Annotated in this window: 7 protein-coding genes; 2 read left to right on the top strand and 5 right to left on the bottom strand. The window is 33.5% G+C overall.

Translation table 11 applies throughout. From position 1 onward, the window contains the following. The first annotated feature begins 138 nt into the window (after positions 1-138). Complete coding sequence (locus JEP71_RS05275) at positions 139-5595, top strand: anthrax toxin-like adenylyl cyclase domain-containing protein (RefSeq protein ID WP_198625863.1); 5457 nt, start codon at positions 139-141, stop codon at positions 5593-5595. A gap of 272 nt (positions 5596-5867) precedes the next feature. Beyond that, positions 5868-7238 (top strand): calcium-binding protein, encoded by a 1371-nt coding sequence (locus JEP71_RS05270; RefSeq protein WP_232797518.1) that lies wholly within the window; start codon positions 5868-5870, stop codon positions 7236-7238. A gap of 93 nt (positions 7239-7331) precedes the next feature. Here the strand turns inward: JEP71_RS05270 and mutH are convergent, their stop codons facing one another. The 5 genes from mutH to leuB all read right to left on the bottom strand — a co-directional run bounded on the left by mutH (position 7332) and on the right by leuB (position 13696). Then, the gene (mutH, locus tag JEP71_RS05265; protein WP_198620926.1) at positions 7332-8009 is read right to left on the bottom strand and encodes a DNA mismatch repair endonuclease MutH; all 678 of its coding nucleotides are present in this window, start codon (positions 8007-8009) and stop codon (positions 7332-7334) included. Between the two features lie 623 nt (positions 8010-8632). Further along, positions 8633-10312 carry an HTH-type transcriptional regulator SgrR gene (gene sgrR, locus JEP71_RS05260; protein ID WP_198620927.1) on the bottom strand — a complete coding sequence of 560 codons (1680 nt, stop codon included), beginning with the start codon at positions 10310-10312 and terminating at the stop codon, positions 8633-8635. Between the two features lie 267 nt (positions 10313-10579). Further along, a complete protein-coding gene (leuD, locus tag JEP71_RS05255; RefSeq protein ID WP_198620835.1) occupies positions 10580-11182 on the bottom strand; it encodes a 3-isopropylmalate dehydratase small subunit in 603 nt (200 codons plus the stop codon). An 11-nt stretch (positions 11183-11193) separates the two neighbouring features. Continuing rightward, positions 11194-12603 (bottom strand): 3-isopropylmalate dehydratase large subunit, encoded by a 1410-nt coding sequence (gene leuC / locus JEP71_RS05250; protein ID WP_198620834.1) that lies wholly within the window; start codon positions 12601-12603, stop codon positions 11194-11196. A 1-nt stretch (position 12604) separates the two neighbouring features. Beyond that, positions 12605-13696, bottom strand: coding sequence for a 3-isopropylmalate dehydrogenase (gene leuB, locus JEP71_RS05245; RefSeq protein WP_109371164.1), 1092 nt, complete (start codon positions 13694-13696; stop codon positions 12605-12607). Between the last annotated feature and the right edge of the window lie 2 nt (positions 13697-13698).

The following is a 13698-nucleotide window of genomic DNA, read 5'->3' as shown; positions in this document are numbered from 1 at the left end:
AAAATAACGATTCTTGTTCTTACTCGTTTTATTATAATTATACATCTTATTTTAATGTGTGTTATTTTTTATATTTACATTAATGAAATAATGCAATTATTTTTCAGATAAATAAATTATTTAAATGGAAAATATAAAATGGAAGAAAATAAATTATTAATAGATAATGATGAATCATATCGATTTACACTCATAAAAGCAGAGACAGATATCTTAAAAAAAGTAAGAAATGATAAAATAAATGCATATTATTCATTAAATGATAAAAGAAAGAACACTAACGAAAATGTCATTATTCTTCTGAGTGAAGCAGATGAAATAGAAAAAAACTATCTTAGATATGTAGATGAATATCATGCGGCTGGATATGATTTATTTATTGTTGATGTATCAAAAAACAAAAATGCAGGTTCTGATTTATTAGAACATCTTTGGTTACAGCATAGAGGGCAATTACCTCAAAATATTTTCATTCATGGAAATAACGATCAAAGAGAAAATGCGCTTTTATTATATGCAAATAATCTTGCCAAGAATAATGAAATAAAAGGCATTATATTAAGTAGTTATCTTCCTAAAAATGAATTTATTTTTCCATCAGATTTAGAAATAAATACAAATATTTATTTCTCTTATGAAAATCCTGACGAGGACTATAACAATAATCTCATCTATAATGAATTATTAAGTAAAAATAAAAAAGTAAAAAAAATCAGCTTCACAAATAGAGAAGAATATAATAGCTTTTCAGAATTAAACAAAAAAGAAAATAATAAGATATTAAATTCATTAGGTTATAATAATCATAGAAAAAAGGAGTTAAACGAAGTAAAAATAGGTATGCCAATTAAAGATCAAGCGATATTTTCTCAGATAGCAGAAGAAAAAGGGCTTATTATTGGTGTAAGACCGATCGATACTAACTCAACTTCATTAATTTCATCGGGAGAATATAGTAGTAAGAGTTTAGCTATCAAGGCGAAAAGTTCTGATTGGGGACCTATGGCTGGTTTTATTCCTGTCGATCAATCACTGGCTAAAGCATCGGCACAAAAAGATCTATTGAAATATAAGGACGCAGTAGCAGATGCAATAAAAACAGGCGTTGCATCTGTGAGTGAGCTTTATCTTTCTACCGAAAGAGTGGACGAATTGATGGAGAGCAAGGTGATCAATTATCCTTATGATAAAGATTCACCTTTAATTTTTGAAGTCATACACAATAATAAAACACATGAGTTCTTTTTAGAACTACAAATAATAGAAGGAAAACAGTATTATTTAGTTCAACACCATAATCGACTTGAAGTAGAACCTGTATTGGTGATAGCTGATCCTATATCAAATAAACCGATGATTGCGGATTATGATCTATTTACGGTGATTTATCCTTATAGCCATTTAGGAACAAATACACGGGTTAATATGCCTGTATCTTGGGAGGAATGGAAACAAAGTGTGAATTACTCTGAACTCACTGATAAGCAAAAAATATTGTACAATAATCAATTATTATATGAAAAAAATGAAGGACATCAATTAGGGTTTATTAGTCAGCAAATAAAAGAACTAAAAAATGAACTAAACACAGCATTGGGGCGATCAATAGGGATGGAAATAGTCCATCATGGTGCCGATGATGCTAATCCCTTTGCAGTAATTCATGATAATTTTCCTGCCACTTTTTTTGTTCCTAAATCACTATTTGATAAATCCCTTAATTCAAAAAATCAAACATTACATGATTTATTTTATATTAATAATAATGGTACTGTTGTATTACAATCACCAGATGAATTTTCAAAGTTTCAGCAATTTATGATTGATTTAGGTTATATTGCGCCTTTAAATGAAAAATGGAACGATGGGATCAATGATAATTATTTTACAAATAAACGAAAGATCTCAGCCTCATTTATTGATACAAAAAATGAAGTAGGACGAAAGTTAAGCATAGATAAAAAAGATAAATATACGTTAGAACATGACGCTTCACTTAATAAGTTTAATGAAGGTTCTTATGTTAAAAATAATACAATTTCGTCTAAAATAGAACTCAATAATAATGCTAGGAATGAAATAACTTTATTATCATCAGAATATAATCGTAAAAATGATCTTTTAAATAAGATGACTAATAAAAATCATCTTCTATCTACAAAAGAGAGAATCGAATTTTATTCTAAAATAAGAGATATACAATGGTTTAAAAAAGTAGGTTATCAATTACTTGAGTCATTGATTAAGACAGATGGACTTTTTTTGAATAGAACGAATGAAACTAGTTTAATTAGTGTCTTTTCTTTATTATCTAAATATTCTGATATTGATACACCAATATATAAATCATTTACTGTTAAAAATAGTGATGTTTTAAAAAATAATTATGAAAAAGGAAATTTGCTCGCTTTTGATGGTATTTTTCATGGCTTTAGTAATATTGAAAAAGTAAAGAAAACATCGTCTGATAATGTGTATGTTTCTATTGTTGGAAAGCACCGAGCTAAACCATTAACAAGTCTTCATTCAGGTAGTTCAGAAAGAGCAATTATTGCACCGGGAACACATCTTCGTGTAATAAAAAATAAAATTATCAATAATAAAAATTACGTTGTATTAGAAATTGCTAATGAAATAAATTATCAAGAGCCCGTTTTTGATTTATATGACGGAGAATTAAAAGGCATTGGTATTGATAAGTATAGAACGACATTTAACGAAAAAACGGAAAGAAAGATAAATTCTTTCCAGCTGAATAATATTTTTGGAGCTTGGTGTGGTGAATCACTAGGATCAGTCACTATTAAAAATGTGATAGATAAAATTATCGAAGGCAAAATTTCAGTTGAATATGCAATACATAAATACTTTAAAGAAATTTCAGAGGTTTTCTCTATTGATAATAGCACCTTATTATTCAATAAATTATATATTGCTCTTTATGATCCATTAATGAGTAAAGCGTTTAATCAGTATGTGAATGAAAATATAACCTTAGAAGCATGGAAAAACAGCTATGATTTTAACTATTTAAACGATACTATAACTGATAATTTAAATAGAATTAAATTATTAATAAATAATATTTATGATATACCAAAATCGATTGATTATTTAAGTGACGCATCAATTGATTTACTCTCTCATTATTTTAATGAACCTAATAAAAATAAATTGACGGTTGATTTATTGAAAATAGCTTTAAATGAACAAGAGTATAATATTGCTATTAATGATGTTGATTATTTAATCTCATTAAATAGTAATAAAGATATTTTATCATCATTTGGTATAAACGAAGTACGAGCATTAAGTCAAAAAAGATCACATGAGAATAAATCAACTGATAATTTATTTGAATTAAGCTTAGGGCTTAATAATAGTGAAATTGTAGAGGATAAAATAAAAATCCATGATATCGAAGTAGACAAAAGACTACTTATCAGCTTAGGTGCGAAAATTAATAATAAAAAAATAGAGCATACGGATATTTTTGAAAAAAATCATGATTATTCTAATTTTACATTCGATGCGGATAAGCTAAATGATTATTTCTTATGTGCTTCGGGAACAGATGATGATAAAACAGCTATTTCTATTATTAGAAGCTTATTAAATAATAAAGAAGAGAATATAAAAAAATTAATTTCAATTAATGCTGAGCGTATTGATTATCTTGCAAGTTATGAACGATTAGTTAAAATTTTAGAATTAGAAAAAGTCCCATTTGATGAGCATTATTGGGAGAGCATCAGAAAACCTTCATTAAAAATACCTAGACATATGAAAATATTGAGTAAGGTAGGTTATGCTAATATTGGTTATTCCATGTGGCAGTCTGTTAATAATACTTTTTCTTTAGCAGAACAACTCAATAACCCAAATATATCTTTACAACAACGAAAAGAAATCATTACTGACTTGTCCTTAATGTGGTCTGAAATGGCATTTAATGGGGTTTCTGAAATAATTGAAATTGCAATAGCAAAAGGATTATTGCGATATCGACACAACCCTTTGGAATATGTGAGTAAGATAAGCACGCGAGTAGGGATTGCGCTTAATGTGCTTTCAGTTGGATTTGATATTTATCATGCTTATGATAATTTCAGCCGTATTTCAGGTGAGACTGATGAAAAGAGAAAAATTGATTATATCGTTAATGGTTCATTCGCGATTGTTTCAGGGCTTGTTACTGTAGGCATTTCTATAGCTATACTTGCAGGTTCAACAATTGCAGGACCTATTGGTATTGTCGCGAGTACTTTGATTGCATTGGCAACTTCAATTTATAATGCAGTAAGATTAATTGAAGAGGCAAAAAAACAAGTCAATTTTACACCTATGGAGGAATTAAATAATGGTTTTCATGCCTTTCTTATGGGCGATATTATGCCAGATAAGAAAAATGAGATAATATATTTAGACACCGAAAATCAACTTGAAGAGATGATTGATAAAAAAGCGTTAACTCATTATGAAGAAATAAAAGAACAGAGCCCAAATAGTAACTATTTTTATACAAATGAAAAACAGATTTATCAAGAACATTATTATTATAAAGTTATTTCTACATTAATAGAAGAAACAGTCGATTCTATTTTAATACCTTCAAAAGATTTTATTTCTCAGCGAATAGCACAAAATATGAGCAAAAAAGAAGCTGAAGAAATGTCAGCGCTTCATCCTAATCTGCGTGCGAAAAAAACAGCCTATAAATATTATTTACCTAAAGAAGCGATTGCCACAGATGAAAAACTTATTTTTGATATGGATTTTTATATTAATGAGTTAAACCGATATACAATAAAAATTGCTTCTGACGACGAAGATGCTATTTTTGGCGAGATAGTGGATGAAGATTTTTTTAAGAATAGTAAAACGACTAAAGAATATGTGATTAATAAATTAGGAGAAAGTAAATTAGAGAATGGATTAATAAAAACTAATAATATTGAAAAATACTATACTTCGGATTGGCATGAAAATTCAGTGCTTTATTTTAACACACATAATGGTAATGATATTATTGCAGCACCCTCAATAACTCAAAATACATTCGATATTTATAATGGCACTAAGCGATTAAGTGGTGGTGAAAAAGATGATGTATTTAATGTCTTTACATCAGAGTCACCTTATTATGCGAGTCGTTTTTATGGTAGAGAAGGAAATGATACACTTCGCCTGATAAAAACTACAGGTAAATACACGGGTTATAAAGTCGATTTACAACATAATTACGTTAAATTTCAAAACTCAGAAGATAAAACTAATAGCCAAAGTTTTCATTCAAAACTTTATCTTTATCAAAGTGAAGGGCGTTTTTATTCGAAAAAACTTATTGATACAATGCCTAATATAGAGTTACAAGATCAGCAAGTCATTGCGTATTTAGACAGTATTGAAAATGTTATTGGCAGTGAAACAGGTGATGATTATATTTTGGGTAATGAAGAGGATAATTATTTAAATGGTGCTGGTAGTGTTGATCATTTATATGGTAAAGGGGGAAATGATACACTTGTATTAAATGAAGGTTATGCTGAAGGGGGGGGGGCAATGATAGCTATGTTATTTTACGTTCTTCTTTAGAACAGAGTTATAATAAATTATTTGAAACTATAATTAATGAAACTAATAATTTCGGATCTAGTGTTGTAAGGTTTAATTATTGTTTTGATGAGATAACATCAATAAAACGTAATAAAAAAGATATTATTTTTGATTTTAAAATTAATAATGAAAATCAGGAGGGAAAATATATTTATCATTCTGTGACATTGAAAAATGTTTATGATGATTCAGTAAATAATACGCATTCACATCGTTATACATTAATAACTCAAGATGGTTTTACACTCACGTTGGATGAAAGTACTAAAGATAAGGTATTATACAAGTTTAGTTATTTAGAAAAATATAATGAATCAAAATTAGCAATTAAAGATTTTTATATTAATGAGTATGATAATTTAGTTGTGACTGCTTTTAAAAGTCAGAGTCGAAATATAAAATTATTTCCAGAGTTTAAATATAGTGGTTTCTCATCTGGAACAAATTTACGATTTGGTATTCACGGAAATAACCAAAATAATCATTATTTTGGTATTGAGGCTAACTCATACATTAAATTAAGTCAGGGAAATGACAGTTATCAAATAAAAACATTTTTAACAAACAATAACAATGAAAGGGTAAATATCTCACTATCTGACTATATCGATAAACTAACTGATGCTGATGTGAGCCATTTCTTTTTAACAGATATAAGTGGTTTTGATTTAACATTTAAAGATGGCCTTTTATCTCATCGCTATCTTCCTGATGATTATTTAACGCTATCTTTCGATTCAGAGCTATTAAATAAAATCGTCGATACAAACGTGAGTATTCGATTAATAGATAAAGATAATATTGTTTTTACATTACCAACTAAAGATAGCTATTCAAATTTGCTAATGCCTGTAGTTAATTTGAATTTAAATATAAGTAATAATGATGATTTATTAGTGATCCCTGAATCACTTATTTTAAATAAAGAAGCATTATCTGCCTATGGTGTTAATTCAGTAGTGCCTTATTCAACTCCATTATCAGCAGCACTTGCAGATAAACCGAAAGAACTCATTGATTTATTGCCTATTATTGAACTGAATGATGGGAATGATATTGTTATTAATCATAATAATATAAGCTCAGTTATTGATGGTGGGAAAGGTGATGATAATATTCTTGTCAATAAAGGGCATCATATTTTAATTGCTGGAGAAGGTAATGATCGCTTGAGCGGAGGTGAAGGCAACGATCTGTTAATTTCTCAATTTGGTCATGATTATCTGAGTGGGGGTGAAGGTAACAATGTATATGTGGTGCAAAAACGGCAAAGTCATGTGACTGTTTATGATGAAGGAAAAAACAGTCATATTTTTGTGACTGGATTGACGGAAAATGAAACATTGATTTCATCTCAAGTGGGTAATAATACACAGTATCAAACTGAAGATAAGCAATTTACGCTAACTGTAAAAATGGCAGCAAATGAGGTGAATGAAAAAGAACAGAAACCTGTTATTTCGATGACTGAAACATCCTCAGAGCTATCATTACAAGGGGTGGCAAATATTATCCAAGATATGGCAATATTCAATCAGCAACAATTTACTGTCGTAAACAATCATGAAACTATGTCGTTATCGACATGGTCGCCTTTGGCATTAGTGGAAAAGCAGTTGTGATTTTTTAATCATTGAGATGCCATAACTTAAAAAAAAAGCCCCAATTAAATTTGGGGCTGTTTCACAGATAACAAATAGCTAAATACGATAGCGTTAAAGCTGAAAATAACGAGCAAGCAGTGGAGCGGTAAAATTCTTTTTTAAATAAAAGCCTCTGGGTAATGTCATAATACGTTGTCCATTTTCACCAATGGCTTCGGTTAATGCCTTGCTGTTAGCTGCTTTAGGACGGATTTGTAAGACTTGTCCGTGGCGTGCGGTAATGCTTTCTACTTTACCCAACACAATCATATCCATTAGCTCTTCCCAATCATGACGTAATAATTCTTCTTCCGTCCTATTAGGGCTCCAAAGTAATGGAGAGGCGACGCGACGTTGTGCTAATGGTATTTCCCTTTCTCCTTCAACAGGTACCCATAATACTTTTGAGAGTTTACGTTTTACATGGCTATTTTCCCATGTAATACCGCTGTTTCCGGTTAATGCTGCGACACAGACAAAAGTTGTTTCCAAAGGCATACCTAATCTATCAATTGGAATTGTTTTGAGTTCAATGCCCAACTCACTGAAGTCTTGCTCAGGTTTGCTACCTGCACTTGCACCTAAATAATATTCCAACAACATACCTACCCAGCCTTTATCTCTTTTAAGATCAATTGGGATAGGAAGTTGTGCAAAAGAGGCAAGTTCACCAAAAGTATAACCTGCAAGCGCTTTTGCTCGTTCGAATAAAACTTGCTCATTTTCGGGCGCTACTGGTGGCGTAAACATAGTTATTATCTTCTTGTATAAATAATAGACAGAAAAAACAGGTTATTGATAACGTATTTAGCTTTATTTCATTTAAATCATAATAGCATGATATATCATCATTTTTTTGAGTTAACTCGCCAATTGAAATTTATAATTCTAAGTTGTGCACGGTTATCCTGAAATCATAAACAGGCTTTTGCACTAGGTTATCCACAGCTTTATGGGATAACTCACAGAAAGTGAGATCACTGTTCTGATTTACAGCCTTGACTTTTGCAGATATTTGCCAAAATTATCCTATTTTGTCTAACTAATCGGCATAACCTGTGGATAAAACACCCTGTGGTTATTTTTTGTGCGATTTAAGCAGGAGAGTATTTTAATTGTTTTATCCAATCGCTGAAATAGGCATTGAAATATAGCTATTAATTTGAATTATAAGTGATATTTTAAAATTTATATCAACAGCCTTTCTAACAATATAAAAACTATACCCTGATTATCTCACTCTTTTTCACATAGATATCCACAGAAAAAGTGAATAAATCCCCTAAGCATTTATGTGGGTGTTTATAACTTTTAAGGTTTCTGTGAATTAACGCAAATAATGGCTAATCCGTATGCTGAAAAGAGACGATAACCTATTTTAATCTTGGTGTATCGATATCAGGTGTAAACCACGCTGATTTAAAATCAAACCAGCCAAAAGTATTCATTTTGACACCTCGTATGGTTCTCTGCCCTTGTAGCTCTAATAAATGGTGAAATAGAGGGTAAAGCCAAATATCTTGTGTTAGCTGGCGACACCACTCTTCAAGTGGCAAAGATTTTTGATGCCATAATGTGAGCTCTTGTGAGAACGATGCTCCCAAACATTGGTGAAAGAGGGGTAATTCATAAAGTGCAGCAAAAATTGAGAACTCTAAAGGCTTATAAAAATTCACTGTCGCTAACCAAATATCACTATTAGCTTCACCGTAATACCATTGTTCATAATCAAGTACTTGAATGGTTAGTTCAATATCATACTGAGATAAAATACTTTCTATTAAGTCTGCAATAGTACTGTATTCATGATGCTCTTTATAAAGCGTGACAGTGAGTTTTGTTAATGAAGCTGGTTTAGGATGTTGGCGTATTAATTTACTGTGATGCCAATGAAGTAATAAGCCATAAGCGGGAGACCAATGACGTTGATAGAAAGGATCACAATGAGTGAGCATATTAACAGGGGTCAATACACTGCTTAACCATTCCCTTATTTCAGTCTGTTGGCACAGTTTTGAGCGACTATCATAGAGAAGAAAATAACACCCTTCCTCTTTACGACTTTCTAATGAATCTTTATTGGTATCATCGTCCGTTAAATGAATAGTTGAACAAACCATCTTGTTATTCAGTTCAGGAACGACCCAAATATCAATTTCATCTAATAATGCCCGCAAGCCAAAATAGCGATTAAAGGCCTTGATTTGCAGCTTATGTTTATCATTAGCGATAACTTGATAAGCGCCTGTGCCAATAGGGTGTTGTGCAAAAGAGGGAAGTGATGCCCATTCTTGCGGCAAAATAACAGCTTGTGGACTCCCTAATAACGTTGCAAATTGCTTATCAGCTTCGCTTAAGTAAATGTCGAGCACATAAGGTTGAGGCGAGGAAATTTGTTCTATATGGGCATAAAGAGGATTGCAGTGTTTCATTCTCATTAAAGAAGTGCTGATATCTTCAAGTGTAAGCTCTCGACCATGATGAAAATAGATAGAGGGACGTAAATAAAATCGCCAATGTTGCTCTGTGAGCATTTGCCAATGATGAGCTAATTCCGCTTCTACTTCCCCATTTTCCTCTTTTAGATGCACCAACGAATTGAATATTTGGCTCATTAAATGCAATTCAGAGCGCCTTAATGGTGTTCCTGGTAATAAATTTTTAAAGGGACGGTAGTAAATAATACGTAGTAATTGTTGACCGGGATGAAAGCTTTTTTCAATTTGTGAGAGCACCATTTGGCGTACAGAATCTTTATCACCCATTAGTGCTACAAGCTTTTCAATATCATTATCTTCTATTAGTCTTTCGGCACGATTTTGTTGGATCTCAAGTGCATTAGAATGAAAAATAAGCGTGGATTTTTTACCTCGACCGACTTCTGCTTGCCAATTTATCCAACCTATTTCTTGCATTTTATTTAATAAAGAGCGGACATGACGACGTGTGCAATGCAGGGTTTGTGCTAATTCTTGTAACGTTGTTTCGGTTGCTTTTCCCTGGAAGGCTTGCCATAAGCGAATAAATTGTAACTCTAAGCGGGGTGAGGTCATAAAAGAGGAAATCCCTTGATAAAGTGATCAATTTTAATTTCCTTATATTAGACCGATAATGCCTGTGTTTAAAGTTAGCTCTCATGTTAGTTATCACAAATTACGAATACTGACAGACTCCCCCATTTGAGCATTCGGTGATTACCGGCCAGTGATACGGATCACTGGCTTTTTTATTTGAGCAAAAAAAAGCCGTAAATGAATTTACGGCAAGAATGACAAAGTAAACATCACAGAAAGTAGAAGAAGGTGAAAAAATTACTGTAGTTAGCGCATAAAGGTGGGTTGTTTTGCCTCGTAAGCACTAATATCATCTTGGTGTTGCAGCGTTAATCCAATGCTGTCTAATCCTTCAATCATGCAGTGACGGCGAAATGAGTCGATTTCAAAAGAGAAATGTAATTCACCCGCTCTAACCTCTTGTGCCACTAAATCTACGGTAATTGGTGTACCAGCATGTTCTTTTACCCAATCAAATAATTGTGAGATTTCATCATCACTTAATTTGATGGGTAATAATTGATTGTTAAATGAATTTCCGTAAAAAATATCAGCAAAGCTGGGTGCGATAACGGCGTGAAAACCATAATCAGTTAATGCCCAAGGTGCGTGTTCACGAGATGATCCACAACCAAAGTTTTCTCGTGCTAATAAAATAGAAGCGCCTTGGTAAATTGGCTGATTTAAAATAAATGTAGGATCAGGCTGAGTGCCTTCGTCATCCAAAAAACGCCAATCATGAAACAGGTGTTTACCAAAACCAGTACGCGTCACTTTCTGCAAAAATTGCTTAGGAATAATGGCGTCGGTATCCACATTTGCTGCATCTAAAGGAACCGCAATACCCGTGTGTTGAGTAAATTTATTCATTGTGTTCTCCTTTAAGATGCCACTGCAAATGTACGAATATCTGCAAAATGACCATTAATAGCAGCAGCTGCCGCCATTGCAGGACTAACTAAGTGTGTTCGACCTCCACGACCTTGGCGGCCTTCAAAGTTACGGTTGCTGGTAGATGCACAGCGTTCGCCTGGATTTAATCGGTCGTTATTCATGGCCAAACACATTGAACAACCCGGTAAGCGCCATTCAAAACCTGCTTCAATAAAGATTTTATCTAAGCCTTCCGCTTCCGCTTGGGCTTTAACCGGCCCTGAACCCGGAACAACAATCGCTTGAACATGAGAGGCGACTTTATGACCTTTGGCTATTTCAGCGGCAGCACGTAAATCTTCAATACGAGAATTTGTACAAGAGCCAATAAAGACTTTGTCGATAGCGACATCTGTTAAGTTAACGCCTTCACTTAATCCCATATAAGCCAAGGCTTTTTCAGCAGAGGCACGTTCAACAGGATCGTTAAAACTGTTTAATAATGGAACAATTTGGTCAATCGCAATGACTTGGCCTGGGTTGGTTCCCCATGTGACTTGTGGTGCGATATCGGCAGCATTGATAGTCACTGTGGCATCAAAGATTGCATCATCATCAGATTTTAAGGTTCTCCAATAAGTGACGGCTTCATCCCATGACTGATCTTTAGGCGCAAATTGACGCCCTTTTAAGTAGTCAAAAGTGGTGTCATCAGGTGCGACTAAACCTGCTTTAGCTCCCATCTCAATTGCCATGTTACATAAGGTCATTCGACCTTCCATGCTTAAGGCTTCAATGGCTTCACCTGCAAATTCAACGATATAGCCTGTACCCCCCGCACTGCCTAATTTGCCGATAATGGCTAATACGATATCTTTTGCCGTGATCCCAATGGCTGTTTTACCCTGAACTTCGATTTTTAATGTTTTAGCTCGAGACTGTTTTAAGGTCTGAGTTGCTAAAACATGTTCAACTTCTGAAGTACCAATCCCAAAAGCTAATGAACCAAAAGCGCCATGAGTTGCTGTATGTGAATCACCGCAAACAATAGTCATTCCCGGTAAGGTTATGCCTTGTTCTGGCCCCATTACGTGAACAATTCCTTGATAAGGATGATTTAAGTCATACAACGTGACACCAAATTCTTGGCAGTTTTTCATCAACTCTTGCATTTGAATTCTTGCCATATCACCACAAGCATTAATATCTTTAGTTTGTGTTGATACGTTGTGATCCATCGTTGCAAAGGTTTTATTCGGTTGACGAACAGGGCGACCTTTTGTCCTTAATCCATCAAAGGCTTGAGGCGATGTCACTTCATGCACTAAATGCCGGTCGATATACAGAATGGGTGTTTCATCACTCACTTCTCTGACAACATGTGCATCATAAATTTTTTGATATAATGTTTTACCCATGTTATGCCCCTTCACGAATATATTGAGCGATACGATCACCCATTTCGGCGGTTGTGATTGCGTTACCATCACCCGCTAAATCTGCGGTGCGATAGCCTTTTGCTAACACTTGTGTGATAGCATCTTCAATGGCTTGAGCTGCATTATCTTCATTAAAGCTATAACGTAATAACAGTGCGGCAGACAGAATTTGTGCAATAGGGTTAGCAATGTTTTTACCTGCTATATCAGGAGCTGAACCTCCAGCTGGTTCATATAAGCCAAAGCGTTCTTCGTTAACACTGGCAGATGGCAACATTCCCATAGAGCCAGTGATCATTGCGCATTCATCAGATAAAATATCGCCAAAAATATTGGAGCACAGCAACACATCAAACTGAGAAGGATCTTTAATTAACTGCATTGTTGCGTTATCGATATACATATGCTGAATTTCAACATCTGGGTATTCTTTTGCGATCCCTGTTACCACTTCACGCCATAAAATAGAGCTTTGTAATACGTTAGCTTTATCAATTGAGGTTACTTTATGACGGCGTTTACGTGCTGATTCAAACGCAAAGCGTGCAATACGTTCAATTTCATAACGATGATAAATTTCAGTATCAAAAGCACGCTCTTGTGCACCTTCACCTTCACGACCTTTAGGTTGACCGAAATAGATACCGCCTGTTAATTCACGTACACATAAAATATCAAAACCACGTTGTGCAATATCGGCTCGTAATGGGCAGTAGGCTTCTAAACCTTCATATAAGCGAGCTGGGCGTAAATTGCAGAACAATTTAAAATGCTTACGTAATGGTAATAAAGCACCACGTTCTGGCTGTTCATTTGCAGGTAAATGTTCCCATTTAGGACCACCGACTGAACCAAATAAAATCGCATCAGCTTGTTCACAACCTGCTAAAGTATCTGCGGGTAACGGAGTACCATGATTATCAATGGCAATGCCACCGATATCGTATTCTTTTGTTGTGATATTGAGTGAGAAGCGCTCACTAACTGCCTTCATCACTTTTTGTGCTTGAGCCATGACTTCAGGGCCAATACCATCTCCGGGTAATACTGCAATATGATAATTTTTTGACATAA

Origin of the sequence: Proteus sp. PR00224 (genome assembly GCF_016238105.1) — a bacterium.
Taxonomy (GTDB): domain Bacteria; phylum Pseudomonadota; class Gammaproteobacteria; order Enterobacterales; family Enterobacteriaceae; genus Proteus.
This window is presented reverse-complemented; position numbering and strand designations above follow the sequence as displayed.

What these genes read in the sequence shown, in the direction of transcription:
- leuB (WP_109371164.1), bottom strand. Translation starts at nt 13,696, where the DNA reads ATGTCAAAAAATTATCATATTGCAGTATTACCCGGAGATGGTATTGGC.
- leuD (WP_198620835.1), bottom strand. Translation starts at nt 11,182, where the DNA reads ATGAATAAATTTACTCAACACACGGGTATTGCGGTTCCTTTAGATGCA.
- sgrR (WP_198620927.1), bottom strand. Translation starts at nt 10,312, where the DNA reads ATGACCTCACCCCGCTTAGAGTTACAATTTATTCGCTTATGGCAAGCC.
- mutH (WP_198620926.1), bottom strand. Translation starts at nt 8,009, where the DNA reads ATGTTTACGCCACCAGTAGCGCCCGAAAATGAGCAAGTTTTATTCGAA.
- leuC (WP_198620834.1), bottom strand. Translation starts at nt 12,603, where the DNA reads ATGGGTAAAACATTATATCAAAAAATTTATGATGCACATGTTGTCAGA.
- JEP71_RS05275 (WP_198625863.1), top strand. Translation starts at nt 139, where the DNA reads ATGGAAGAAAATAAATTATTAATAGATAATGATGAATCATATCGATTT.